The organism is Coleofasciculus sp. H7-2 (assembly GCF_042747725.1).
Classification (GTDB): domain Bacteria; phylum Cyanobacteriota; class Cyanobacteriia; order Cyanobacteriales; family FACHB-T130; genus FACHB-T130.
This window is the reverse complement of record NZ_JBHZGO010000110.1, coordinates 289578-315993: the sequence shown is the minus strand read 5'-3', so window position 1 is coordinate 315993 and position 26416 is coordinate 289578. Positions and strand designations below refer to the sequence as shown.

The window sequence follows — 26416 nt, the reverse complement described above, 5'->3', positions numbered from 1 at the left end:
GAGCGACCGTGTCTCACCACATCATCACTGCTACAATCGGGACACAACACAGGTTCTAATATCATTGGTCAGGACAGGAAAGACAACTCCTCTCATTCTCTCATTTCCACACGTCTAGAACATTGCCAGTGTGGGCAACCACAGGGGAATTGAACCCGAAAAAACGCTATATGTATAAGCTTTGCGTAAGTCCTGATGAATAAAAATCGTAGGGAATGGTTGAGCGTAAGAGTAACCCAACAAATATCACCAGTGCTGGGGAACCTGACCTCAATCCCAGATTCGGATAGTCTTTCAGGTTCCCCAGTCAATGAAAAATTAAAGATTATTCAATTTTTCCCCTTTCAAGGCGAGGGCGAAATTTACTTCTCCCTGTAAACGAGGGGATTAAGGAAAGGTTTTGATGTAAATTTTCACCATTGAGATGCCCTCTATGCACCCCTTTTCCTTGACGGGGAGGGGTTTCATTCCGCAGTGAAACAGGTAGCCTAATTATTAATTTTTTGCCGCATTAGTAGACTCAAGAGTTGGCAACACTGAAGTATCAATCATCGGCACGGCAATCTCCACGGTCGTGCCCAGACCTGCTCCCCCGCTCGATAGCGTGATGCTACCTCCCATCAGTTCCATTAAGTTCCGAGAAATTGCTAGCCCCAGACCTGTGCCGCCAAATTTTCGGGTCGTCGTGCCATCAATCATGACAAAGGGACGAAAGAGTTTATGCTGTTGATTCGGGTCAATGCCAATCCCCGTATCGTGAACTGTCACAACAACACGCATAGAAGGCACGAGACGCTCTTTGAGAGAGTTCGCAGTTCCTGTCAAAAGGCTTCGAGAAAGGCTAGAAGCTCCATTCGAGATGCTAGCCGATTCTTCTCTTACTTCTTGCCCATTGCCCACAGATGCCACCGCCTGGATTTTTGTTTGTTCTTCATTACTCACTGTCGCGGCTTGAGTGACCCCATTCGATAAATGAGAGCTAGGAGGTAGAGAACTACCCACTGCCTGTTCTTTGCCATGACTGGTCTCTATCCGGGTGGTAATCGTGACGCTGCCTTTTTCAGTAAATTTAGCCGCGTTGCCAACCACATTTAGCAGCACCTGCTTGAGTTTTGCGGGGTCAGTACGGATAGGAATTGATTCTGGCAAATCTGGTGTATTAAACTGCAAACCTTTTTGCTGAATCGGAACAGCCTGTAAATCAATCACTTCCTTAAGCAACTTTCGCAGATCGACTGGCTCCATGACGACGGAAAGCTTACCCGCTTCAATTTTGGCAATATCCAGAACGTCATTGATGATTCCCAGGAGGTGAATCGCTGCATCATCTGCTCGCTGCAAGAAATCCATCTCTTCTTCGCGGTCATCGCAGCAGTCATCTCGTACTAGGCGAATGCAACCAATGATGGCATTCAAGGGAGTTCTTAGCTCGTGGGAAGTATTCGCTAGAAACTCATTTTTCAGCTGGTTAGCTGCTTGTGCTTCTTTCCAGGCTGTTTCGATTTCTTCTGCCCACGCTTTCAGGCGCTCCACCATATTATCGAGCGCTTCCGATAATTGATTGAATTCTCGGATTTTGAAGTTGTGAGGAACCGGGTCTGTGGAGTGAAAGTGCCCTTTAGACCCAGCGTAGTCTCTCAATTGCTCCAATGGCAGCGCCAGTTCGCGAGAGATATACAACGTTGCCAGTAGACTAGCGGCGATTAAGCCAAATGTCAGAATCACCAGCACCTGTTGAATTTCTTTTAGACCCGATAGGGCACTATCTAAGCGAGTGACGGCTAAGATAACCCACTGGCGATCCGACTGGTTGCTAATGGGACTGGGAATCGGGGTATATCCTGCGAGTAATTCCACACCGTTTTTCTCGAAAGAAAACAAGTGCAGAAAATCATTTCTACCCGCGATCGCGTTTTTCATTACAGTTTCGAGGCGTTCTCCATCTGCCTCCTGCTGAATATTTCTTCCGACTCGCTGGGTAATGGGATGCGCCAAAATGGTTCCATCCTGGTCAATCACGACTGGATAGCCAGTCAGAGACCCTGGTTTGGCACGCTCTTGTTTCAGTAGAGCTGATTGGACACTCAGGGCATAACGCAGAGAACCCGTGCTGTCATAAACAGGCGCACTGAAAATCAATCTGAGTTGGCTTTTAGGGCTGGGTTGATTCTCTTTAGCAGTTGAATTGACCGGGGAGGTTCTGGGAAGCAGCGATTTTACCTGCACTTTGGAAGTGTCTAATAGTAATTCTTTTTGCTGCTGGGGCCACTGACTTGCATCTAGCGTACTAATGGGTTCCTGCCCACAAGTACTAGCAGCAATCTCTCCCGTTTCCACGTTGATGAGTTGAATGCACTGGACTTGCGTCGGCAATTGTTGGGCGAGTTGGTTTAAAAATTTTTGATAAGCTTCTGGCGATCGCGATTGCAGTACGACGGCTTCACTTGCGGTCACTAAGTTGGCAGAGAGCGCTTTAATTGACTCGCTCATGCTCTCTCCTTTTCTCACTGCACTTTCGGTGAGATTTTGGCGAGCGGTTTCCAGTATGCTAGATCGTGCTTTTCTGTAGGTTACATACACCCCCATCAGCAGTACCGGGACGCTCAAAAGCAAAATGCGTGACAGCAGGATGCGACGGAAGGAGGATTGACCCGGCTTAGCCATAGGACTTTTCTAATTTGAGGTGGAAAACCCAATAGCAAGAACTATCAATAAATCACCCCATCAGGGTGGGGGTATTGATTAGCCTACTTTTTTCTGGGTTAATCGTGTTGGTAGAGCGATACTGTTTGACAGATCCATTCCATCCTAGAACGGTTCCAGATCCTCGTGTACTCTGGAAAGGTTGACTTTGTGGAATCTCTACACTAATTCCTGTAATATAAGCAATTCTTAAACCCTAATTAAATATTTGAGCGATCGGTAGCGATGACGGGATTTGTCTGGAGACGCCCTTCTACGACAGTTGTTTTGGCGATGAGTGCCGATGGCAAGATTGCGGATATTCGTCGCTCTAGCGCCCGATTCTCCTCTCCAGCGGATCTGGCGCACCTGGAAAAACAGATTGCCCAAGCGGATGGGGTTTTATTTGGTGCGGGTACTCTCCGCGCCTACGGTACGACACTGAGCGTCACGAATCCCGATTTGCTACGCTGGCGACAACAGGAGGGGCGATCGCTCCAACCAATCCAAATTGTTTGCTCTCAATCAGCCGATCTAGATCCGCAATGGCGCTTTTTTCGTCAACCCGTACCTCGGTGGTTACTTACAGTAGAGGCGGGTGCCAAACGCTGGCAAGGATGTCCAGAATTTGAGCGGGTTCTAGGAGTGGAGGCGACGACAGATGGAATTAACTGGATTGCTGCTTTTCAACACCTCTGCGATCTAGGTTTGGAACATCTGGCTGTCTTGGGGGGAGGGGAACTCGTAGGTGCTTTGGTGGCGGCTGATTTGATCGATGAATTCTGGCTCACGGTTTGTCCGTTAATTTTAGGAGGAGCAACAGCACCGACGCCAGTAGAAGGTTCTGGATTTTTGGCAGATTTTGCACCTCGGCTGGAACTCTTGTCAGTTGAGTCGATTCAGCAAGAAGTTTTTCTACACTACCGGCGGCAACGTTAGTTGAATTTGGCAATTGTAGATGGAAGTTGAGAATTATTTGCACAATCTCTGTTGCACTAACAAAACAGAAATGGCGTTGGAAATAGATCGGCTACTAATTGTTAGGATTTGTAAACTAAGTTGAACCGAGAAGAAGCGATCGCCCATTTTTCGGCTCTGAGATCAGCGTGCGATCGCTTGTCTCAGATAACCTTGAGTAATAAGGCGCAAAGGCTCAAGCCTCTGTTTAGAAGAATCGCTTCTCAGTTAATACCTGGGAGCGATTCTTATTGGTCAGTGATTAGAAAAAAAATAAACTCAGCCGGGAACTTTTATTTTTGGGTAAACGTCACCTGCCAACCTAAATCCCTAGCTGATGAAAAGTAATAAAAAGCTTAGTAGCGGCTGACACAATATTGGTGTAAAATTTCAACAAATATGGTGTGTTTTGAGGAGTTTTAGACCCGTGAAATCCCAGTGGAGAATAGAGAAAACAGCATCCTCAGCGCTAGTATTTACAGCCTTTGGCTTGCTAGCAGTTAGCCTCTCCCCGGCGATGGCAGCCACAGATGTCAACCCAACTACAGCCGCTGAGGCAGTCCAGTCTTCAACCCAGGGATTCTCGGCATCTACAGATTTAGCGACGGGAACGGATGCAGCAGAGGCAAAACCGACAGCAAATTCGCCCACTGTAGACGCCTCTGAATTAACACTCGCACCTGCGGATGTCTTGCCGGAACTAAAAGCAGCCACGCTAACTGTAGCGGCAACTAAAGAATCTGCCATTGCGGCAAACTTAACGCCCCTAACCGAAAAAAGCCAGTTGCAACCGGCAGCTAGCTTACCAAAATTCTCGACATCCGCAAAGTCTCCCATTTTGTCTGCCAGCAGTCGGAGCTTGGATGCTAAATCCGCTGCATCTGAGAACACGGAAACAGAGGTTCGCACTCTTGTAGACGCAGCAAGTGTCAGCAATTCCAATAACCTGCAAGCTCAAGCGCTGCCCTCTGAAGATGCTAGCGAACAAGTGCTACCAGCAGTCGATCCTTTGGAAATGGAAAACCCAGAGGACATGGAAGCCGACCCATTGAGTCAAGTCACCAATGTTTCCCAGCTCAGCGATGTGGAACCGAGCGACTGGGCTTACGAAGCGTTGCGAAGTCTTGTAGAGCGTTACGGCTGTATAGCAGGGTATCCCGATGGCACTTTTCGCGGCAACCGGGCACTCAGCCGCTATGAATTTGCCGCCGGGGTGAATGCCTGTCTCCAGCAAATTGAGAAATTGATTGCCGCTAGTGCGCCTAATGCAGCTACCGAAGCGGATTTAGAAACACTGCGACGACTCATTGATGAGTTTGGGCCGGAACTGGCGACCCTGCGGACGCGGGTAGACAACCTGGAAGGTCGTACCGCCTTCTTGGAAAGCCATCAGTTCTCCACCACGACGAAGCTATTTGGGCAGGCTGTCGTCGGCGTTCAGGGACGCAGTGAGAATGAATTTGAGTTGTTCCTGAACCGCAAATCAACTGGGAACCGATTGGAAGACCGGAATACAAATGCCAACGTCATTACCAACGTCCAGTTGAGTTTGTTTACCCAGTTTAGTCCTCGCAGCCTACTGCTGACTGGATTGCAAGCGGGTTCTGGAAATTCGGGACCTCGTTTGCTCAACAACGACATGGTCTTCTTGGGATATGAAGGAGACACTGGGAACGACATTGTACTGAGCGACCTAACTTATCGTCAGTTAATCGGTAATAACTTTGCCTTCATCATCGGGCCGGAGGGGGTCAACCCAGTTAACGTTTTCCGGGGAGCAAATCGCGTAGAAAGTGCTGGTCAAGGGCCGCTTTCCCGCTTTGCTCAACGCAACCCGATTATTAACACTGGGGGGCGCGGAGGCTTAGGCTTTGACTGGCAAGTCAGTCCACGCATTAGCTTACAAGGCGTCTACTCTGCCAGCAGACCCGCAGATGCTCTTCGCGGAGGTATCGGCGGCGGAGAAGATGGAGAGACGGCAGCTGGCTTGCAGTTGGTCGTATCGCCGCTTAATACGCTTGATATCGCCCTGCAATACATCAACTCCTACTCTCCGTTTGGAAGATTGGGGACTGGCGTTGGCGACGATTTGGTTCTCCTCCCGACTCCGGCAGGCAGAGGGCCGATTAATACTAATGCCTTTGGTGCCAGTTTAGAATTCCGAGCTACACCCAACATCACAGTTGGCGGTTGGGGAGGCTACACTACTTCCGACCCGCAAGGAGTATCGGGAAATGTAGAGACATTCAACTGGATGGCTTACCTCAATTTCCCCGATCTGCTTGGTGAAGGCAACCTCGGCGGTATCTATGTCGGTCAGCCGCCCAAAATTACCAGTAGTGACCTGCCAATTGGAAGAAACTACCCTGACTTTATTAGTGAGGGTGGTTTTGGAGATGAAGGCGGTCAGCCAGGAAGTACAACTCACGTAGAAGCTTTCTACCGCTTCCGAGTCTCCGACAATATCACGGTCACGCCAGGGGTGATCGTACTGTTTAATCCGCTTCACAACCAGGATAACGACACGATCACCATTGGTGCCATCCGAACCACCTTTACTTTTTAAAAGCGTGCGATCGCTTTGTCAAGGAGATTCATTCAGGGATCTCCTTAACAACTTCATAAAAACATTACAAATCGCTTCGTAAGTATTTTCAACGCAAACCTCGCAGCAGCCCAGGCTGGAACGCTTTTTTACGTATATTTACGTATAGAAGAACTGGTAAATAAGTTTACAAAAACTTTGCAAAAATCTGGGAACTTGCTGGGAAACAAGACTGTCCTTTAGACAAACAAGGGCATAGCAAAGCCAAGCAAGTATGACCCAGTTCTACTTAATGCTGGTCACACTTACTCCAAATGCTATTTACTCAGGATGCTGTTATTACTCTCTTCTAATACTTCTAGTTCTGAGCTTGCTCAGGATGAATGCTGAAGAAACTTATGATCCCCTGTTGACTATCGAATTGAGCTAGATTCTGCTAGTTATCCTGTCCTTTACTCACTGATGGAGTCCTAACATGATTGCGAAATCAACCAAGTATGCTGTTTGTGTAGGTATCGCTGGAGGCTTGGCGATCGCTCTGGCTCCCACGACTCACGCCCAGACGACTGCTCCTACTACGACTTCTACTCCCACTACAACCACTCAATCCCAGTCGTCGATCTCGATCACAGGCGGTCTGTTAGGAGGGCAAGCAGCCTTCTTCTCACCTTTACAGACACAGAATACTTCTGGTACTACTGCTGGTACTAATAGTCCGGTTTTGTTTGACGCTGCCATCACCACGCTGCAACTGCAAACGACTTCCGGAAACACCAGCGCTGCTCGCTTCGTACCGCAGGCAGCCGACTTCAAAGATGTCGGTTCTGGCAATGTTGGTCGTCCTGGAAAAGATGACAAAGGTAGCTTGATCGGTACCCTATCAGGTCTAGCCTTCACTTCTCAAGGCGCGGCTGTTCCCTTCTCAAACATCCCCACGAAACTAGACTTTACTCTGAATTCCTTTGCAAGCAGCGCCTTTTTGGGCGGTTCGCTGATTGCCCCTAAGCAGACGGGTTCGGCTCCGCTGGTTTTCCTGCCCGTTACAGCCGTCCAACTATCTACTCAGTCTCAGGCTAACTACACTGCCAAATCTGGGGTTTTAGAAGTAGGTAACTTTGAGGGCAAACTCACTGGAGGCAATATTGGTTTGCCGACATCCCTGAAGTTCAATGGAGGCGGCGCTGTTCCTCTTCCTCCATCTTCTAGCTTGGGGCAAAAGACAAAATTTGAGCTGGAAGGGCAAGGATTCGGCACCTTAAGTAGCACTTTTTCCGATCAAGCCAATACAACTCAAAGCTCCACAACCGGCAGTGGCACCGGCACAACCAGCGGAACTACAACCACTACCGGCAGCGGCACGCAATCTGGTACTCAAACTCCCTGCGGCTGCGCTACTGACACCACAACCGCAAGCGATAGCGACGACTCACAAACGAGTAGTCAAATCACAACTGCTGGCGGCACCAGCGACGCTCAAACCTTTAGCAGCACTAACAAGGTAGCCTTCAGCAGCAATAATGCTCAAACCAAATTCAAAATTGAAGGCGATAGCAGCCAAGGCGGTCAAAAATTCAAGATTGAGGGCACCGGAGTTGGCACAGATATTAAACTCGGTGGCACCACTAAGCTTGAGCTGACAAATCCCAGCGCTTTTAGTAATTCTGCAATCAAGTTCAAAGTTAAAGGCGAAGGGAATGGCATCACCACGATAAATGGCAACAGCACGGTTGGCTATTTAAGCGATAACAGCAAAACACAGTTTGAATTTGGGCAAGAAGGAACGACTGCCTTCAAACTCAAAGGTGAAAGTCAAGGTCGTACCCAATTCACTGTTGGTGCAGTTGCCAGCAAGTTTGGTGGAACGACTGGATACGATGTTTCTACGAACAATACATCTTACCAGAGCGGCACCAGCAACTACTCAAGTGGTGCAGGCGCAAATACTAGCCAAAACACAGGCTTTGGTTCTAACTCAAGCTTGAGCTACAACGTCACCTTCCAAAATGGCGGTAACTTTAACACCGTCATCAACAACTCTAGCGGCAGCTTCGGCGGTGGCAGCGGCGGCAGCTTCGGCGGCACCAGCGGCGGTGGTAGTTTCGGCGGTAGCACAGGTGGCAACACAGGTGGCAGCACAGGTGGCGGCACCAGCACTGGCAGCACAGGTGGCACAGGTGGCAGCAGCGGTGGCAGCGGCACCAGCACCAGCGCGACGGGAAGCGGCGGTCTAACGATTGTCACCATTTACAACAACGCATCCTTCGACCTGATTTCTCTGTCTAATTCCTTCGTCCAGAGTTCTCAGAAGGTCTACAACGTTGCTTCCACGTCCAGTGGCAATGTTGGCGTCTTTGTGGAGCGCGGTCGTGGCAAGCAAAAATTGCTGGTTGTGCGCCAAAATAGCCAGGGTCTGGCTCTCGGTACTTACAAGCTAAAGAAAGGTCGGGCAATAGCCGCCTATCAGCAAGTAGGACCAGAAAGCCGTTTGATTAGTGGTATGGTGGGTCTCCGTCAGGTTTCGACCGAGCAGGTTTCTAATGTGGAAGGTGAGGCTGGCGCTGAAGAAACTTCCACCACAGAAAATCAAACCACGACTCCAACCACCAATCCGTCTACTCCCGCAACAGTTGCACCGGGTGAGCCAAATCCTGGTACAAACTCCACTGAGGGGAGCGAGTCAAATACAGATGACAGCAACACCCAGCAGCCTGCATCTAGCAGCACAGAGGATGACAGCAACACCCAGCAGTCTGCACCTAGCACAGAGGATGATGATAGCAACACCCAGCAGCCTGCACCTAGCACAGGTGGTACAGAAGGCTTAAATGCTGCTCCATCCAGCGGCGATACAACAACGCCTACTACTCAACCATAGTTACAACTCAATCAGATAGCGATCGCTATCTGATTGAAGACAAATGTTTAGCTCATACTCCTGAAGACAGGAAAATAGACCAACAGCAAGGTGTTCTAAGTTTGAGTTAGACCAATGATATGGCGATCGCCTCCAAGTCATGTACTGGAGGCGATTTTTTTTGTAGATGTCCACAAACAATGAAGGGGCGCACGTTGAAAGTGCGCCCCTCCCTAAGCTATAAAACAGTTTATATACTCACAATCCCCGACCACTGGACTTTTTTCAGCTTGTCCCGCCGGTAAGAGAAGAAACGGTCTGGTTCTTGGTAGGTGCAGTGAGGCGCGATCGCTATCTGTTCGCTAGAAATTCCCAGTTGTTCCAGTTGCAGCTGATTGACTCGCCGCACATCCAGTCGTACCCGTCCTGGTTGCGAATCTTCTAATAACGGTGAATGTGGCAACTGCTGCAAGGCATCAAGAATGGATTCTGTATCTTTCTGCGGATCTTTATCTGGTATAACGCTGGCTCCTACTTCAGATGCCACATTCACAGACACCTGATAAACATTACCAGCGATCGCCGGACCCATCGCAATCAGCAGATTTTGGAGTTGACTGCCGGAAGCTAGGAAGCGAGCGATCGCTTGGGGAACAATCCGGGTAGCAGTACCGCGCCAACCCGCATGAATCGCTGCCACCTGTCCCGTCTGGTGGTCGGCAATTAAAACCGGAGTGCAATCCGCACTGCACACCCAGACTGCCTGCTGAACCTGCTCGCTCACAATCCCATCAGCAGGAGGTAGTGAATCCCCCGCTTGCACCTCACTGGTTGCCGCTTCTATTTCTGAGGGCGTCATCACGGTATTGCCATGCACCTGTTTCACACGATAAACCTTAGCATCAGGCTGTAAAACATCCACTAATTCTGCCGGAGACCGGGGCGAAAATTGTTGAGTAAAAAATCCGTGAGACCAGCGTTCAAGCAAGCTACAAGTTAGATAGGGCAATCCTTCCCAAGTACGCCAGTGCCAGGTACTCATAAAAGTCTGTGATTCTCCTGCGCCCAGGTTCAAATTGGTGCGGGAAAGCATCGCCATTTGGAACTCCTGAAATGTCAGTGACATTATGCTAACTTATGCTACGAATTCATGAGTTGGCAGCAGTGGCATTTGATAAGCATTGTCTGGAAACTTTCTTAGGGGATGTCCCTCTACCGCTTTCTTTCCATATCTTTGAAACTTTACCTTCCACAAACCAGACTCTTTGGGAATTGCTCGACCAAGGAGCAACACCAGGAACCGTTGTGATTGCCCTTCAGCAAACCGCTGGGCGGGGTCAGTGGGGACGCCAGTGGCAATCCAGTACAGGTGGACTTTATCTCTCTGTAGCTCTAGCTCCCGATTTAGTAGCAACCAATAGCGCCCATTTGACCCTATGCAGCGCTTGGGGAATTGCTACCGCATTGCGAAGTTACGGCATCCCAGTGTTGATTAAATGGCCGAATGACCTGATCTTGTGCAAACGCAAATTAGGGGGCATTCTCACCGAAACTAGAGTCCAACAAGGACGGATTACCAAAGCCGTCGTGGGTGTGGGGATCAACTGGGCGAATCCAGTCCCCGAAACTGGCATCAATCTGGAATCGTTTTTGGAGCAGCCAATCGAAGCCAATGCCCTACGCGCACAGTTCGCTAACGCCTCTTTAGAAAGATTAGCGGCAATTACTTTGCAGGGAATTTTATCCGGATATCAACACGTTTCCCCAGAAGGAATAGACGCCCTACTTCCGGCTTACGTAGAGCTTCTCAGTTGCAGAGGGCGTTCTGTCATCGTAGACGGACGCTCTGGAGTCATTGTGGGTGTCGCATCCACCGGCGAACTTCAAGTCCGCTTGAACTCTTTAGCAGCTGCCGAGGAAATCTGCCTCAAGCCCGGTACAATCAGTCTTGGCTATGGTGGGTAATTTTCCACAAGCTCTGGGAGTGAAAACGGATGGGGTAGAGACAATAGCCATGTCTTTATACCAAAAACACTAACCAGTATGGCCTTATAGAGTGAGTGAGATGAGGAGTGATTCGGAAATGAGCCAGCGAAACCACCCTAGTTGTACTCCGTTTGGTCTGTTTTGCCGCCGTCCCCTGCTGGTGCAGGGACTTAGTTGGATTGGAGGTCTCGGTGTCCTCAGCAGCGGCTTAGTTTGGGCACAAAGCGATCCAAGCATAGACACAATAGGCACGCCTACTACTCAAGAGGCACCGCCTACTGTAAAAATGGAGACTAACCCCCAGCGACGAACTGAGCCGACTGTTGTTCGTCGCCGTTCAGCAGCACCAGAACCAGAGCCAAATTTTGTACGCCGTCGCTCGGCTCCAGCAGCAGAGAAAGCTTCATCGGGTGTCCGTCGCCGCCGATTGGCTCGTCAGCGTGCGTTAGAGACAACATCTGTTCGCCACCGTCGCCGTTCAGCTCCAGAACCTGCTGTTGTCCGTCGCCGTTCGCTTCCAGTATCAGCACCAGAGACCTCGGTCGCCGTTCCAAAAAAAGCCCAACTTTCGCCTCCCAGGTTGTTGGAGCCAAACACAATTTCTTATGTGAAGCCTCCCAAGCTTAGACCGAGCAAAGCTGAAAAGAGTGGGATCAGATCCAGCGACTACAACAATAGCTATATCGATCCTACTGACTATAGTCTTGGTGCAACGGGTAGAGGCAAGGAGCCGATTCGTGCTGACGATGAACCACCTGCCGTTGTACTGTCGGAACGGTCAACAGGATGTCAAAGAGTCTTGCAGAGCGGACAGGGTTTATCTGGCGGAAGCTGTGGTGTGGCACGGATACCCTCCAGAAACACCAATAGCCTCAGGGAAACTGCTAGATTAACCTACCCGACCAGAAACCGTAGGGAGTACGCAAGTGACACAGACGTACCAGAAGTATTACGGACTTCTGGGTACGCGAATCGTAGAGTCAGCCGCGCCCGTTTGGGAGTAAACCAGCCAGAACGGGAGATCCGTCAGCAAATATTGGTTGCTTCTGCTAATCCTGTTGCAATTGGCCCACTGCGCGATCGCCCCAAAGGCATTCGCTCAATTAACCGTCGCTCCAGGTCCTTGGGTTCCTCTGCCGCTACTCGATCGACAGCGATCGCTTCTAATAACGTCGGAACTAGCCAAAGCTCTATACCGCTCAATGTGCCCGAATACAAAGCCCCGATTCCGACCATTTTTCGGGGCTTGGCTAACGGCAATACCAGCTTAATTTTCCCACTGGCGGTTCCGGCACCAATTACCTCGCTTTTCGGTTGGCGGACGCATCCGATTTCTGGCAGTCGCCGGTTCCATGCGGGTACCGACTTGGGGGCACCTCTGGGTACGCCAGTTCTGGCAGCTTTTGCGGGTAAGGTAGCGATCGCTGACTGGATGGGCGGCTATGGTCAAGCCATTGTCCTCCAACACAACGAAACCCAAGAAACTCTCTATGCTCACCTGTCGGAAATTTTGGTTCAACCCGGTCAACAAATCGAACAAGGAACCGTGATTGGGCGCGTTGGTAGTACCGGCAATTCCACAGGTCCCCACCTTCACTTTGAAATCCGCCAGCTAACGCAAGAAGGCTGGATGGCAATGGACCCAGGTGCCCACTTGGAATATGGTCTGGCGCAAATGATCAAAGCCTTGCAAACAGCCCATTCAGCTCCGTCAGCTCCATCAGTTCCATTAACCCCGCAACCAGGCAGCTAACAATTAAAAATTAAAAATTAAAAATTAAAAATTCATCTTTTTTAATTTTTAATTTTGCATTTTTAATTTCTAAAGATACCCGTGTTCTACCAAGAAAGCGGGTGTAATTCCATCCATTCCTATCGTGGCGGATGCCTCATGCCCAGCAGTTCGGGCTGGATAACGCAGAAATTTTTCTACGTACTTGCCCAGAATATCGCCTTCCAAATTCACCAAGCTGCCAGTCTGTAAATAAGGCAGGTTTGTCTGGGCATAAGTATGAGGAATCACAGCCACCTTAAACCAACTGCCATCAGGGTCGCAATCTGCCACCGTCAGACTCACCCCATTGACGGCAATACTGCCTTTGGGGATGATGTACCGAGCAATCTGGCGCTGCCACGCATCATCTGCCGCCGATGCCTCAAAGCGCATTTCCCAGGAAGTAGCGGTTTGTACCGACTCTTGCAGACAGCCAATTCCGTCTATGTGACCCGTCACGAAATGCCCCCCTAGCTTGCTGCCAACCCGGAGAGACGTTTCTAAATTCACGTAGGCGGCGGCTTGTTCTCGCTGTCCTAAGGTGCTGCGACTGAGAGTTTCCGGAGAAGCTGTTGCCACAAAGCCTTGAGACGAAATTTCCTCCACCGTCAGACAAACGCCATCCACCGCCACACTATCGCCGATGGCTAAATCTGAGAGCATAGGCTGACAAGTATCTCCCAAGCAGGAAAGCCCAAAACGGTCTTCTCCCAGAGAATTAATAGTTCCTAGAGCTTGAATTAATCCGGTAAACACTGGTTTTAAGTGAAATTAAGTAAATAACGGTCATTGGTAAACGAGCGTCGGTGATGATTCAGTGGAAATACGGAAAAACAACTCGCTTTTAGATGCAATTAATCGGATTTCGACCCACTGATAACTGACAGCGAACAATAAGCTGAGGGATGAAGGCAATGGGTCTATATTTTTTAGTAAAATCTCCAGCGAATCGTCCTAAGACTGAGGCATACTGGGAGATACAGCTTTGTTGATCCCAACTTAATCAAGTCTTCATAGCTGGTTGTACCGTCGCTTGGTAAGGTGATTAGAACCGCAAGCGTGTTTGTGAGACCCCAATACCTCCAGTACCAGTTTATAGCTTTGCTTTATCCCCCCCGACGCCTACCGTGTTCTAGAGGCCAAGCTGATGATTGAAATGAAAGTCGCTGGAATTGCATTAGATGCCGTGACGCGCAGCCCGATTGTGTTGCTCAAAGATGCCTCGGAACGACGAGCCTTGCCAATTTATATTGGGCAAGATCAGGCAAAGGCAATTATCAGCGCTTTGGAAAAACAAACCCCTCCCCGTCCCCTGACTCATGACCTCCTGGTTAATATTCTGGACGTTTGGAATATGACCTTAGAGCGGATCATCATTCACTCGCTTCAGGACAATACCTTTTATGCGATCCTGAGTGTCCGCCAGGGTGAGGTAAAAAAGGAGATTGATGCTCGACCTAGTGATGCGATCGCGATCGCTATTCGCACTGGCAGCCCTATTTGGGTTATGGAAGAAGTCATTGCCGATGCTTCTATCCCCGTTGACCGCGATGCCGATGAGGCAGAACGCCGAGCCTTCCGTGATTTTGTCTCGAAGCTCCGACCGGAAGATTTGATCCAGCGAGGAGGCTTCAGCACGGAATCATAGCACACCAAAGGCAAAAGTAAAAAGGCAAAAGCCTAAAGAAAGAAAATGGACTTTTTACTTCAGCGATCGCGGCTTTCTCTTGCTCTTTCTTTTTACTTTTTATGCGTTATCGGCGGTTTGGAAAAACAAATTTACCGCTTTCAGTGTTTTCTTGCGGGACGATGCGCTGTCTGGCTTCCTTTGAAGATGCCTACCAGACGGTGCATCAAGCCGTTGCTTTTGGAATTAATCACTTAGAAACCGCCAGGGGTTACGGCAAAAGCGAAGAGTATCTCGGTGCCGCTTTAGCAGCGGGATTATCCCAATCGCGGGAACAGCTTTACATCACTACCAAACTTCCCCCAAGCAGTAACGCCGATACGATGCGTCGGTGGATTGATGAGTCGCTATTGAACCTACAGACTGATTTTGTAGATTGTCTGGCGATTCATGGTCTCAACACCTGGGAACATTTAAACTGGGTACAAGCGGATGGAGGCTGTATGCAGGCGGTGCAGGAAGCCGTGGCAGATGGCAGAGTTCGACACGTTGGCTTCTCCACCCACGGGTCGCTGGAGGTGATTCTGGCGGCGATTAACACCGATTTGTTTGAATTCATCAACCTGCACTATTATTACTTCTTCCAGCACCATGCCCCAGCGGTTGAGTTAGCTAACCAAAAGGATCTGGGCATTTTTATTATTTCGCCAGCGGATAAGGGAGGGCTACTCTACACGCCACCGGAAACGCTTCAACATCTGTGCCATCCCTTCTCACCCCTAGAAATAAATTATCGGTTTTTGTTGAGCGATCGCCGCATTACCACCCTCAGCGTTGGCCCCGCGAACCCCAGCGAATTGAAGGAATGTTTGGCTGTTGCTGAGTGCGATGAACCGCTGACACCGCAGGAAACTGCCGTTTTCGATCGCTTACAAGCTCATTTAGGAGTAATCTCCCCAGATTTATGTAGTCAATGCTACGCTTGTTTGCCCTGTCCAGAAAACATCAATATTCCAGAAATATTGCGCCTGCGTAATTTAGCCGTTGCCTATGACATGACAGAGTATGGTCAATACCGCTACCGAATGTTTGAAAATGCCGGTCACTGGTTTCCGGGGATGAAAGGCGATCGCTGCACTGACTGTGGTGACTGTCTACCCCGCTGTCCTCAACATTTGGACATTCCAGCGCTTTTGCAAGATTCTCACCAACGTCTGAATGGGCAACCTAGGCGTCGGCTTTGGGAATAAGCGTAAGCAACAATATCGCATTATCTCAGCACTGACCTCTGATGCCTATTGCAGGATAGTTGCTCTGATGGTCAAATGGCAACCGAATGGGTGTCAGCAGGCGGAAGCGTTAATCCAGCGAAGTGCTGGCGAGATTAATCAAATTTTCAATATGCTGCCCAGTTTTGTCTGGAAGTTCTGCCCTACCACCACCCAGTTTATCCATGCCAGCGAGATCGTGACATTGTTTTGTTTATTGGCAATCAAGGGCAAATTATCGAAGCGAATCAGGCGGCAATTTAGGCATACGGTGACGACGGATGAACAGTATGCTAGATGAAGTGCTGCTTATTGGCAAAAATGAAGCTGGCAACATAGAGTTTAACTCCGCCCCGATAGAGCTTGAAACATTATGCCAAGACCTTGTAGCAGAAATGCAACTGACAGCGGGCGATCGCCATTCGCTGACTTTTGCGAGTAAGGGAGAATGTCCCACAGCTTGCATCAATGAAAAACTGCTGCGCCACATCCTCAGCAATTTACTCTCAAATGCTATCAAATATACCCCAGGGGGGGCATTATAAAATGCGAACTTACCTGTCACAATGGGGATGTCATCTTCCAGATTAAAGAGCCAGGAATTGGGATTCCTCCACAATATCGGCAACGATTATTTGACTTCCATAGAGCTTCTAATGTTGGCTCTATTCCTGGTACGGGCTTAGGATTAGCGATTATTAAAAAGTTTGTAGACTTATACTAAGGCAAAATTACAGTAGAAAGTGAAGTCGGAATGGATACAACATTTACGCTTAAGTTGCCGTTGATTGGGAATTGTTAAGCTTCAGGAGCTAGTTTTAGCTGGTTATTGCAGGGATTTTCACGGGCTTTGTATTTATATACCCAACTTGGAAAGAATCTTTCTCTACATTATTTCACTGTCTTCTCGCCTTTGTTGATTTTTTCATTCTAAGTTAGATGTAGGGAATGGTTGAGGCAACGTTACCCAACATTGACATGGGTTTGATGGGTAACACTTAGTCGCTCTACCCATCCTACAAATAATTATATCCATCTACTTATATGGCTTGGCAGCTACCAAGGTTCAATTGATAAAGTTAGTTACTATAGGGAGGTAATAAATTCTTATATTTGCTTTTGATAAGCCTTACATATAAAAGTTTAAATTCAATTGTTTTATTTTTTTAGAAGTAAATATATAATAACTCGTGTAACTTTTATTAAATTATTCATAAATTAGGTAAGGAATTTTACTTTAAGTAAATAGTAAGTTAGAGTCCAATCCTGTGCCGCGAGTGCAGAAGATGTTATTACATATAAATAAAATTTTAATATGAGAAATAAGAAAAGGTTTATAAATTAAATTATTTGCACAATGGCGAGAGAAATAAAAATTTTATTTTGTAAGATAAACAATAAATTAAAGGAAATTGAGAGAAATGGTAAAAATTCTAGTTGTTGAAGATGAAGAAGCAATCCGCGAAAACATATTAGAACTGTTAGAGGCGGAAGATTTCGAGGCGACGGGTGCAGAAAATGGTCTTGCTGGCGTGCAGATTGCAAGAACGATTGGCCCAGATTTAATTATTTGCGATGTGATGATGCCCGATCTAGACGGTTATGGTGTTTTGACGGCACTGCGTCAAGATCCTGTCACCGCAACAATTCCCTTCATTTTTCTGACTGCCAAAGCTGAAAAAGCCGATCTGCGTCAAGCAATGGAATTAGGGGCAGACGACTATTTAACGAAGCCTTGTACGCCCCAGGAAATACTCAAAGCGATCGCCGCCCGACTCGAAAGACAAAGAGCCATTACTCAACCCTATACCTTAGCGCTAAGGCAAGCAGCAGAAAGACTCAATCACTTAGTTCATTACGATAGCGTTACAAACCTTCCTAATCGCCTGCTATTGCGAGAGCGGTTTAATCAAGTTATTTGCAAGCGGCAAGATAAACACAAAAGCGATTCCAAAACCCAGGAGAATGAATCGCCCCTTGCCTCTGTCCAGCAGCCACTCAGCGCTCAACCTGTCCCGCTGCTGTTTCTGGGATTAGATCGGTTTCAACGGATTAGTGACAGTTTGGGAAATCAAGGTAGTGACAGGTTAATCAAAGAAATTGTCGAACGAATCACTATCTGTCTAAGCCGACAGGACACTGTTGCTCGATTGAATTTAGATCAATTTGCGATCATTCTGGCAACCTTAAATCAAAGACAAACGGTTGCCAGTGTCGCCCAAGCCATTTTGTCATCGCTGAATGAACCCTTCAACCTGGAAGGCGGTCAAATTTTCCTCACCGCCAGCATTGGCATTACCTTCTATCCCAAAGACGGGCAAGATTTAGACACCCTGATGAAGATGGCAGTGGCGGCGATGTTCTACACCCAAAAGCTGGGAGGAAATCACTATCAATTTTATGCGACGGATATCAAGGCCGATTACGGCGAAGCGCTGGTGCTAGAGGCGAGTCTGCGTCGTGCCTTAGAACAAAGCGAATTTCAAGTTTACTATCAGCCCCAAGTAAATCTCCTAACCGGAGAAATTAGCGGTGCAGAAGCCTTGGTGCGTTGGCAGCACCCGACGCGGGGGCTGGTTTCACCCGCTGAATTTATTCCTCTGGCAGAAGAAACGGGTTTGATTGTCCCGCTTGGCGAGTGGGTGTTGCAAACTGCCAGCGCCCAAACGCAAAAATGGCGAAACGCTGGATTTACATCGTTCCGGGTGTCAGTGAACCTGTCGGGGCGTCAATTTAGCCAAGCTGATTTAAGCCAGCGAATTGTCCAAGTATTAGAAACCACAGGTTTGAACCCAGATGCTTTGGAATTAGAGCTGACTGAAAGTATCCTAGTGCAAAATACTTCGATGGCGATCGCTACTTTAAATGAATTGAAACAGTTGGGGATTCACATTGCGATTGATGATTTTGGTACTGGCTATGCTTCCTTAAGCTATCTCAAACAATTTCCCTTTGACACCTTGAAAATTGACCGATGCTTTGTCCAAGATGTTACTAGCGATACCCAAAACCGAGCGATTATGACCGCCGTGATTCAACTCGCTCACAATCTCAATCTGAAAGTTACGGCTGAGGGGGTGGAAACTGACGCTGAACTGGCTTTCTTAAGCCAACAGCATTGCGATGCCATGCAAGGCTATTTGTTTAGCCGTCCCGTACCCGCAGCCGAATTGGAAACATTGTTGATTGCAGGTAAACGGTTGCCGATGCAAGTTTTATGAAGTAATAAAATATCGTCATCAGTCCCCTCAAAGTCGGGTGACTGTTGATATTATCCGCAGAGTTACTAATTTCAAGAAAGAGCTTTTTGAGCGTTGCGAACGATCAAAAAATGAAGGAACACTCGGTAGGAACACGGCATTACCGCGTCCCTACTGGTCATGGATTTTTACTCTCATGGGGATGCTCCCTGCCCTAGTAACGATTACCAGTCTAAACCTACGTTTATTTACAAGCCATTCATTGAATCAATCGCCGGAACCATTAGCAATTCTTACCAGACAATAACTGCATGAAGTAGCGTGAGTAAAATGGAATCTTTACAGGAACTAAGCAAATCTGGAGCGAAACTTAAACAATTTAGGCAGGTACACACGGTAGATGACAATGCTGGCAGATGTCAGATATACCAAACAGGAAAAAAGATTGCTTCTTCCTTCCTGTTATCAGCTTTGGCAATTCTTGCCTCGTGTCTTGTCCCTTGGTTAGTGCAGGCACAAACACCAGCCACACTGCTGCCTTCTCTAGAACCTTTGGACGTAAAACTACTTGAGCCAGAGTCTCGCCCACCGAGAAGTGAAGTCATTAGAGCAGATAGTATGTCCCAAGCCAAACCGACGATTCCCAGCCTCTGGTGGGCTGAGGAACAGTTTGGTGGCAAATTACTGGAAAACTGGCTGGCATACCCAAATCGACAGCGGGTGGATTTGGTGGTAAACCGACAACTGTGGAGCCTTCTGAACTATATGGGACGCTATAGCTTTGTCAACAGCTTTGGGACGGTTGCTAGAGATTATGGCTACAACACCAGGGTGTTTATTGCCAATCAACCACAAGAACCGTTGGCAACCTACACTTGTAATTTCAGTACCAGTCCACCCGTCTGCAATCTCGATATTGTCGCCTCTGGTCAAGATAGTCTGCGGGTTCGTTCTAAACCGTTTGGCGGATTTCCTGCCACAGGGAACGATACGCAAGCGCCGTAGACTGGGGAAGCGGAAACAGAAATTCACTCTTGTCTAGTACCTGAGCATCTGGCAGCAAGACGGGGTTTGTTTGTAAAAATTGAGGTAACTCTGCTGGATTCATGCCAGTAACAATCGGCGAGGCGGCGCGGCTGAACAAAGAAATTTCCGTAGCAGGTTTGGATTCCCAACAAAAATTAATCCACTCCTGCAAGAGGGGATTCGCAGCAGCAGCGGCGGGTTGCACCCATAAGTCTGACCACAAGGCAGTTCCAGACAAAGGAACCACGGCAGCAATGTTGCGATCGCGCTTAATCACCGACAATACATCTGTTGACCAACCCACCGCCAGCCAGGTGTCTCCTAGCAATAGCGGTTGTAGATAGGTATCGGAGCTGTAAAATTTCACCTGCTGATGCAACTTTTGCAGGGTATTTTTCAACTCTGGAATTTTGTCAATTCGTTCCGTGTTGTAAGAATGACCCAACCGTTTTAAGGTTAGACCAATCACTTCTCGCGGTTGGTCTAAAAGAGAAATGCGATCGCGCAGTTCTTCTCGCCACAAATCTTGCCAATCCGTCGGTGTCCATCCCAAGGATTTGAATTTGTCGCGGCGATAGACAATCACCGTGCTTCCCCAGCGATAGGGCGCACCCCAAATTTTTCCAGCGGGGTCAAATTGACCTTGACTATTGCGTTTCACCAGTTCTTGCCATCGGCTTGGCAACTGATTCCACCCCGCCTGTGTTAGTTCGAGCGGTTGAATGAGTTTCTGCTCAATTGCCCGTGCTAACCAGAAATCCCCCAAAGTCACCAGGTCGGCAACGACGGGTGTTTTGGGTGTAATCATGGGTAAGCTAAGACCCCAGCCCTGCTTCGCTTTACTGGGATTCTGCCAAGTTTCTAGACTCGCAAATAGCTCTTTTAACTGTGTTGCTGGCGTAAAATTCAGAGTCGCCGATTGCTTGAGGCTCTGGCGAAATTCATTTAACAGCTGAGCGGGAATGGAATTTTTTAGAAGTTTGACTCTTAGTGTGGGGTTTTGGGAACTTCCACACCCTGCAACCATCTGACTCAATGTCAGAGTTCCAGCACCCAGCAGAAAAGACCGTCTCTTCATGGTTGTAGCAACTAGCAATCCTGCGATTAGCAATTCGCTATTCGCTGTTTATAACGCTTGTCGGCGCTCGACGCCAAAGCCGACCAAATCGATTACCGTTGGTTGTTCTCCGGGTTCGGGTCGTTGGTAAGTAATAATCGTTCTGAGCCTGGTATCCGGCGCTACAATCCGCATTTGATCGACAGCAACAGAACGCCGGTAGTAGGTGATCATTTCCAGAGTTTGGCGAGTGGGCTGATAGGTAAAGCGCCCCGCGATCGCTCCCGCTTCTGAGTATCCCTCATCCCGCAAATAAAAACCTTTAATCGCTTCCCCATCTAAAACTTCAGCCGCGATGGGTGGAGGAGGTATTTCGGTGGGCGATTCTCCAGGCACCACGTAGGCATCCGGCACAAATAAAGCCTTCAAACTCATCGATACTCGTTCGCCCGTTTCCGAGACGGTATCAAAGGCGATCGCAAACCCAGGACAGGCATTTTCTTCTTCCGTTGCTTGGGCAAGATTTACCTTTATGCCATTTAACGAAGAAAATGACAAAATTTGCTGCTTTTGTTCCAATGTCAGGGCTTTTACCGAATATTCCGTATGAGAGCGTTCAATCTGACCGCTGAGGACAGAATGATACATTCTTTCCGTTGTCCATACCCCCGTACAAGCGGTAAAAAACTCTCTGATGCTGAGCATTTTTTTCAAAAAAGCAAAATTTAACGCAAGTGAAAGGTGATTGGCTTGCTTGATTAATTTAACATACGTCTGTGTTCTTGGCTACTGATAAAGGTTCTAGCCTTTGCTACAGTTTTTTTGAAGCGCGATCGCCGTTACTATCTTCTTTATCTACGTAAGTATATTACCTCTTCCTCCTTTTGACAGAGGAACTTCTCATTGATCAAAATCAAAATAGACTGAATATAGAGGCTAGAATCGCGGAAATTCTCAATAAATCTTCAGAATCGAGAATTTAATATTCCTACATCACAAATGCTGCCAGAAAACCGCTCTTCATGCCTGTCCAGTCCTGGCATAAAAAGTCTCAAGCGATCGCCACTCCAGCTTCATAAATTCATGTAGCTCAATAGTTAAATAATTCGTAAGTAAAATAGTTTCTTAACTGTTTTTTTATAATATGAAAGAAACCAAGTTAACGCCTAGTGGGAATTGCATGGATTCACTTCAAAAGCAAGTCATCACTTTAAATCATAAAGTTGATGTCCTTTACGAAATGATTGACCAGTTGAGTGAAAAAGTCTCTGAAGCTTTGTCTAAAAGCAAAGCAGCGCCTATTCAGGAAGGTACGCCGCCATCTCTAGGGGTCAGTAATAGCGGCTATGCCTATAAAAGCTACAGTAATCACTCTCCAGTAATGGAACACAAAGATGTCTTAGTCGATACAAACTGTGTAGATAGTAACTCTCATAGCAGCGAGAAAGATTTGTCACCGGCAATTCAAATCCAACGGCTAACGGCACAGCTCACCGCAGCCTATAATCGCATTGCTGCTTTAGAAGAACAGTTACTCGCTCAGAGAATCCACTCTTAAGTATTCGGCAGGCGGGATAAAGGTTGATAGAACGAAGGCTTGCAGATAGAGAAGAAAGAATAAAGACTGGCTTTATACTTCACACTTCATATTTCAGACTTCAACAACGTTCAATTAACATTTCAATGGCTTGGAGTAATTGCTCCTGGTGCCAACCCTGAGTTAAATGAGCCGCGATCGCACATCCCCCCGCACCCATGCCTTCTTTAACATATCCTTGCTCATAAGCCCGCAGTTGAGGATAACGCGAGGGCGCAAAACTTAGCCTAGTTCCCAGTAGGGGGACTGGGCTAATTGCTTTTGCTAAGCCGACAGTATCGCCGGTGGGATCTTCTGCCACCCAGCGAGTGGTTCCCACGACAACTTGTTCGGGTTCCCAGGACAGGGGATATTGACGCCCAAGCGCCTGCATCAAGGCATAGACAGCCAGCATTTGCGTTCCACCAGCCAGCATGACACCGCAAGTGCGACTCGCAGCGATCGCCATCCCCGCAACCGCAATTTGCATCGGATCGCCAATTGCCGCAACTAGATGTAAAGGATTTTGGGTAAGATGAACGCTGCCCCTGTGCCTCTGTGCGCCTCTCCCTTTGAGCGCTTTCAGCCCAGCTTCCACCACAGCCCACTTTTGCGCGTGATTGCAGCTAGGATGGCTGCTGTTGACCTTACCGGCAGCGGGGACACCCAAGCCCGTTAAAATCGCCAAAGCCGTTGTGGTTCCCCCCACCACGCACTCGCCCAGAATTAAATATCCATCAGGGATACTTGCCGCTAGTTGTTGTCCCCAAATGAGTCCTTGTTCCCACAGATGTTTCACTGTAGCTAGAGACAAAGCATTTCCGCCGCTGAGACACAAAGCAGGGGCACCTCCCAAATCAATTACTGGGACAGTTGGCGGCTGGGGCAATCCGGCATTAAATAAATAAACGGGAATACCGAGTGCTTCAACCACCGCGCGGGAGATTAGCACTGGAGAGGCACCCGCTTGCAGGGGAGGCAGGGGATATTGGGGCTGAGGCTGAGGACCTTTATACAAAAATTCCGCATCTGCGATCGCTGTATATCGTCGATCCTCTGGCGTTGCCCCAGCCGCTGAAATACCGGGGATCAGCCCTGTGGCGGTAAAGCCCAAAATACAAGCAAACACCGATGGGCGTCCCCGATATCGCTGGAGCCATCGATGTCCCTGTTCTATCTGAGTGTAGACATGAATCATCCTCATTCTTCATAATCCAGCAGCACTTGCACCCAATGAGGGGGACGGGGAATCGGATTGCCCAAACGATCGAGTAGCAACAAAGCCACCAGATGCACAACAAACAGATAGATGACATTATTGAGAACGATCGTGCCGAATGCGATCGCCTGAATCAAAGATAGACTCGGCTCTTGCAGTAGCCCTATCTTGACAAATGCCCATTCTGCCAGTCCCGTCACCTGGCTAGTCATGTAAACCCAGAGGTCTTCCCCCAATAAAATCGACAGCAGCCAAAACCGAAAAAAGAATCCAAACGTACCAATAATTGTCCCCGTACCAATCGAGAACAGCCAGCTGCTCCTGCGCCGCCACAAAGCCCCCAGTTGGACACCCATGAGACCGTAGGGGATCAGAAACAGAATGCTGCGAGTTGGCCCCATCAGGACGGACAACAGCAACCCAGAAACCAACGCCGCCATCCAAGCCGCCCGGTGTCCCCACCGCAGGTATACAAGGGCAATCGGGATTGGGAAAAACATCCGCAGCAGCGGCCCCATTGGAAAGTAATAATTAATCAGCCAAATCAGGCTACAGGTACTAGCCAGAAATGCAGTTTCCACCATAATCAGGGGAGCAACTGCCTTCACCTGGGGTTCGGAATAATTGTCGCCTTGGGCACTGGTTGCCGGGGGCATTTCGCTTAGATTCGCCTGAGCTTCGATTTTCTGAGAATTACCCAGACCAGAAGCTTGACTGTCTTCAAAAGGATCGCTCATGCAGATTAAAAAACAAAGCCAGATCCTAAATTTAACCTCTATTCCAGTTTTGAGCCGAGCTTCAGCAGCTTCAGGAGAAAATGGGAAGACCCATTACCAATTCCCAATACCCCTTTTAACCATCCGCCATTTCCCCCGTCGCCAGTGACTCAGGATGCTCCGTATCCATGCCCTGAATTACCAACACCGAACAGGGAGCGTGATGCAGCACATAATTACTCGCACTCCCCAGCAAAGCTTCTGTCAATCCCTTGCGCCCCCGGCGTCCCATCACAATCAACTCGGCACCCCAATTCTCAGCAGTTTGACATAACATTTGCCCAGCCTCACCCACTTTGTAATCAAACTCCGTCGGCACTTTCTGACTGGCAGATTTTTCGCAGTAACTTCGTAGCAAATCTTGCACCTGCTGGATTCGCCTTTCGACAATCAGGTGGTGATTTTCATAGGTTGTCACCATTTGAGGATACAAACCCCTCTCACCAGACGGCGGCGTTATTTCACCGAGCATCTCGCTACTGAGACAATGCAGCAGCATTATTGCCCCGCGATTCGCCTGCGCCAATTCCAGCGCTTGAGCGAAGACAGTCTGACATAAAGAAGAGTAGTCGATAGCAACCAATATTTTCTGAAAACCCATAATTTAGGCACCCAGATAAATTGCAGTTGGGCACCCTGAGTGCCACTGCCGTACATTTACTAGACGATTAGCCGTTCCAAGGCCACCAAATCGGGAATGCACAGGATCTCGTGGTCGCGCATAATCAGCGCCTTCTTTTCCAGCTTTGTTAAAACCCGCGTCACCGTTTCTCGCGCCAGACCGCTCAGGCTACTTAATTCACGGTGGGGTAAATTCGGGATCATCGTTCCTTTTTGGGCAATTGTTCCCTGTCCTTCTGCCAAAAATAATAACGTGTCGGCAACGCGGGACATACTATCTGATTCTCGCAATCGGAGGCGACGGTTGACTTGACGCAGGCGTTTTGCCATCAGCTGAGCCAACCGAACGCCTGCCATTGGTTCGTTATGAATTAACTGAACAAAATCTTGAGCAGGCATACTGCCAATCGTCGTGGGAGTTAGCGTAATCACATCCGTTGAACGAGGTACCTCATCCAACGCTGCCATTTCGCCAAAAAGTTCTCCTTTGCCAAGAATATTCAGCGTTACCTCTTTACCATCAAGGTTGTAGGTGCGAATTTTTGCCCAGCCCTCCAGAATAAAATAGACAGAGCCGCCCCAGTCATTTTCCAGCAAAATCACCTGATTTGCGGGATGGGTACGAGTGACGACATGGGAAGTGGCTTTCTCCACAACGGCCTCTGGTAAGCCGGAAAATAAAGGTGTGGAGCGAATCAACGCATTCATGTTAGAGTTCGGTTCGCGGGGGGTGTATCGGTCTTCCATCGGGCCAACACAAATGAAAAAGCTAAGAACTGATAAAGAGTGGCCCACTGGAGTGGGGCTGGCTGGTAGCGTTTGAATCAAGAGCAACCGTTTAGCTGGAAACTTCAGCAATCAGGTCGGCATCTCCAGAATATGGCGTTTACGCTCTCGAAGATAATTGGGCTGAACAGGAGGCTCTTGGCAGCGTACCAACCGGAGTTGGGAGGCACCCATTGGCGAGTGACGCTATCTTTATTATCCTCAATAGAGGAAACCCCCGACTCGCTGCTGGGAAACAAAAGCAAAACTCGCATCTTAATCCAAAACGCTTTCATTTTGGGCGATCGCTTTCTTGGTACCCATTTGGTAACAAAAGGCTATAACCCAAAATTCCATCTACATTTAGAATTACCAGTCTTGAAATATTTCACCCGGTAGATGCAACACCCTGTTTAATATAAGTTGTTCTTGTTGGGCAGTCTAACATTATAGGCAGTGGCAGTATAGTAACTTCTCATAACT

The 26416-nt window shown here is 48.4% G+C and carries 25 protein-coding genes; 14 read left to right on the top strand and 11 right to left on the bottom strand.

The genetic code is table 11. The features are described from left to right. The coding region (locus ACFW2W_RS25900) for an IS1 family transposase (RefSeq protein WP_378172274.1) at positions 1-65 on the bottom strand (65 nt) is incomplete at its 3' end. A gap of 430 nt (positions 66-495) precedes the next feature. Beyond that, entirely contained in the window at positions 496-2664 is a 2169-nt protein-coding gene (locus ACFW2W_RS25895; RefSeq protein ID WP_378184653.1) for a sensor histidine kinase, read from the bottom strand. A gap of 264 nt (positions 2665-2928) precedes the next feature. Here ACFW2W_RS25895 and ACFW2W_RS25890 point away from each other — a divergent pair, with 264 nt between their 5' ends. The 3 genes from ACFW2W_RS25890 (at position 2929) to ACFW2W_RS25880 (ending at position 9059) form a co-directional block, all read left to right on the top strand. After that, positions 2929-3621 (top strand): RibD family protein, encoded by a 693-nt coding sequence (locus ACFW2W_RS25890; RefSeq protein ID WP_378184651.1) that lies wholly within the window; start codon positions 2929-2931, stop codon positions 3619-3621. Positions 3622-4654: 1033 nt separating this feature from the next. Beyond that, a complete protein-coding gene (locus ACFW2W_RS25885) occupies positions 4655-6205 on the top strand; it encodes an iron uptake porin (RefSeq protein WP_378184687.1) in 1551 nt (516 codons plus the stop codon). A 454-nt stretch (positions 6206-6659) separates the two neighbouring features. Further along, entirely contained in the window at positions 6660-9059 is a 2400-nt protein-coding gene (locus tag ACFW2W_RS25880) for a hypothetical protein (protein WP_378184649.1), read from the top strand. On the opposite strand, the gene ACFW2W_RS25875 is transcribed toward ACFW2W_RS25880, so the two are convergent. Both ACFW2W_RS25875 and pgeF read right to left on the bottom strand, forming a co-directional pair. Beyond that, complete coding sequence (locus ACFW2W_RS25875) at positions 9060-9233, bottom strand: hypothetical protein (RefSeq protein WP_378184647.1); 174 nt, start codon at positions 9231-9233, stop codon at positions 9060-9062. 55 nt (positions 9234-9288) lie between these two features. Then, positions 9289-10080 carry a peptidoglycan editing factor PgeF gene (gene pgeF / locus ACFW2W_RS25870; protein WP_378184685.1) on the bottom strand — a complete coding sequence of 264 codons (792 nt, stop codon included), beginning with the start codon at positions 10078-10080 and terminating at the stop codon, positions 9289-9291. Positions 10081-10175: 95 nt separating this feature from the next. Here pgeF and ACFW2W_RS25865 point away from each other — a divergent pair, with 95 nt between their 5' ends. Next, positions 10176-11003, top strand: a complete 828-nt coding sequence (locus ACFW2W_RS25865; RefSeq protein WP_378184645.1) for a biotin--[acetyl-CoA-carboxylase] ligase — start codon at positions 10176-10178, stop codon at positions 11001-11003. Between the two features lie 118 nt (positions 11004-11121). Next, positions 11122-12777: a M23 family metallopeptidase gene (locus tag ACFW2W_RS25860; RefSeq protein WP_378184643.1), complete on the top strand. Its 1656-nt coding sequence runs from the start codon at positions 11122-11124 to the stop codon at positions 12775-12777. Positions 12778-12846: 69 nt separating this feature from the next. Here ACFW2W_RS25860 and ACFW2W_RS25855 read toward each other — a convergent pair whose 3' ends face one another. Next, the gene (locus ACFW2W_RS25855) at positions 12847-13554 is read right to left on the bottom strand and encodes a riboflavin synthase (protein ID WP_378184641.1); all 708 of its coding nucleotides are present in this window, start codon (positions 13552-13554) and stop codon (positions 12847-12849) included. Positions 13555-13945: 391 nt separating this feature from the next. On the opposite strand from ACFW2W_RS25855, the gene ACFW2W_RS25850 reads away from it, so the two are divergent. From ACFW2W_RS25850 to ACFW2W_RS25820, 7 genes are all read left to right on the top strand, one after another. Beyond that, complete coding sequence (locus ACFW2W_RS25850) at positions 13946-14446, top strand: bifunctional nuclease family protein (RefSeq protein ID WP_378184639.1); 501 nt, start codon at positions 13946-13948, stop codon at positions 14444-14446. A 101-nt stretch (positions 14447-14547) separates the two neighbouring features. After that, a complete protein-coding gene (locus ACFW2W_RS25845; protein ID WP_378184637.1) occupies positions 14548-15675 on the top strand; it encodes an aldo/keto reductase in 1128 nt (375 codons plus the stop codon). Next, positions 15644-15994: a hypothetical protein gene (locus tag ACFW2W_RS25840; RefSeq protein WP_378184635.1), complete on the top strand. Its 351-nt coding sequence runs from the start codon at positions 15644-15646 to the stop codon at positions 15992-15994. The genes ACFW2W_RS25845 and ACFW2W_RS25840 overlap by 32 nt, the downstream gene beginning before the upstream one ends. Continuing rightward, the gene (locus ACFW2W_RS25835) at positions 15975-16238 is read left to right on the top strand and encodes a sensor histidine kinase (protein WP_378184633.1); all 264 of its coding nucleotides are present in this window, start codon (positions 15975-15977) and stop codon (positions 16236-16238) included. The genes ACFW2W_RS25840 and ACFW2W_RS25835 overlap by 20 nt, the downstream gene beginning before the upstream one ends. Continuing rightward, positions 16214-16417 carry a sensor histidine kinase gene (locus tag ACFW2W_RS25830; RefSeq protein WP_378184683.1) on the top strand — a complete coding sequence of 68 codons (204 nt, stop codon included), beginning with the start codon at positions 16214-16216 and terminating at the stop codon, positions 16415-16417. The genes ACFW2W_RS25835 and ACFW2W_RS25830 overlap by 25 nt, the downstream gene beginning before the upstream one ends. A gap of 697 nt (positions 16418-17114) precedes the next feature. Beyond that, complete coding sequence (locus ACFW2W_RS25825) at positions 17115-18914, top strand: putative bifunctional diguanylate cyclase/phosphodiesterase (RefSeq protein ID WP_378184631.1); 1800 nt, start codon at positions 17115-17117, stop codon at positions 18912-18914. A 309-nt stretch (positions 18915-19223) separates the two neighbouring features. Next, positions 19224-19898 carry a hypothetical protein gene (locus ACFW2W_RS25820; protein WP_378184630.1) on the top strand — a complete coding sequence of 225 codons (675 nt, stop codon included), beginning with the start codon at positions 19224-19226 and terminating at the stop codon, positions 19896-19898. Here ACFW2W_RS25820 and ACFW2W_RS25815 read toward each other — a convergent pair. Both ACFW2W_RS25815 and ACFW2W_RS25810 read right to left on the bottom strand, forming a co-directional pair. Continuing rightward, positions 19846-20997 (bottom strand): extracellular solute-binding protein, encoded by a 1152-nt coding sequence (locus tag ACFW2W_RS25815; protein ID WP_378184629.1) that lies wholly within the window; start codon positions 20995-20997, stop codon positions 19846-19848. The genes ACFW2W_RS25820 and ACFW2W_RS25815 overlap by 53 nt on opposite strands. Positions 20998-21045: 48 nt before the next feature. Further along, positions 21046-21681 carry a phycobiliprotein lyase gene (locus tag ACFW2W_RS25810; RefSeq protein ID WP_378184628.1) on the bottom strand — a complete coding sequence of 212 codons (636 nt, stop codon included), beginning with the start codon at positions 21679-21681 and terminating at the stop codon, positions 21046-21048. Positions 21682-22120: 439 nt separating this feature from the next. On the opposite strand from ACFW2W_RS25810, the gene ACFW2W_RS25805 reads away from it, so the two are divergent. Beyond that, positions 22121-22534: a hypothetical protein gene (locus ACFW2W_RS25805; RefSeq protein WP_378184627.1), complete on the top strand. Its 414-nt coding sequence runs from the start codon at positions 22121-22123 to the stop codon at positions 22532-22534. Positions 22535-22634: 100 nt separating this feature from the next. Here the strand turns inward: ACFW2W_RS25805 and cobT are convergent, their stop codons facing one another. From cobT to ACFW2W_RS25785, 4 genes are all read right to left on the bottom strand, one after another. Then, positions 22635-23750, bottom strand: a complete 1116-nt coding sequence (gene cobT / locus ACFW2W_RS25800) for a nicotinate mononucleotide-dependent phosphoribosyltransferase CobT (RefSeq protein WP_378184681.1) — start codon at positions 23748-23750, stop codon at positions 22635-22637. A gap of 2 nt (positions 23751-23752) precedes the next feature. Then, complete coding sequence (locus ACFW2W_RS25795; RefSeq protein WP_378184626.1) at positions 23753-24508, bottom strand: DUF2232 domain-containing protein; 756 nt, start codon at positions 24506-24508, stop codon at positions 23753-23755. Positions 24509-24623: 115 nt separating this feature from the next. Beyond that, the gene (locus ACFW2W_RS25790; protein WP_378184625.1) at positions 24624-25148 is read right to left on the bottom strand and encodes a universal stress protein; all 525 of its coding nucleotides are present in this window, start codon (positions 25146-25148) and stop codon (positions 24624-24626) included. A gap of 59 nt (positions 25149-25207) precedes the next feature. Next, positions 25208-25915, bottom strand: coding sequence for a Crp/Fnr family transcriptional regulator (locus ACFW2W_RS25785; protein ID WP_378184624.1), 708 nt, complete (start codon positions 25913-25915; stop codon positions 25208-25210). A gap of 72 nt (positions 25916-25987) precedes the next feature. On the opposite strand from ACFW2W_RS25785, the gene ACFW2W_RS25780 reads away from it, so the two are divergent. Further along, positions 25988-26332 (top strand): hypothetical protein, encoded by a 345-nt coding sequence (locus tag ACFW2W_RS25780; RefSeq protein WP_378184623.1) that lies wholly within the window; start codon positions 25988-25990, stop codon positions 26330-26332. Positions 26333-26416: the final 84 nt, after the last annotated feature.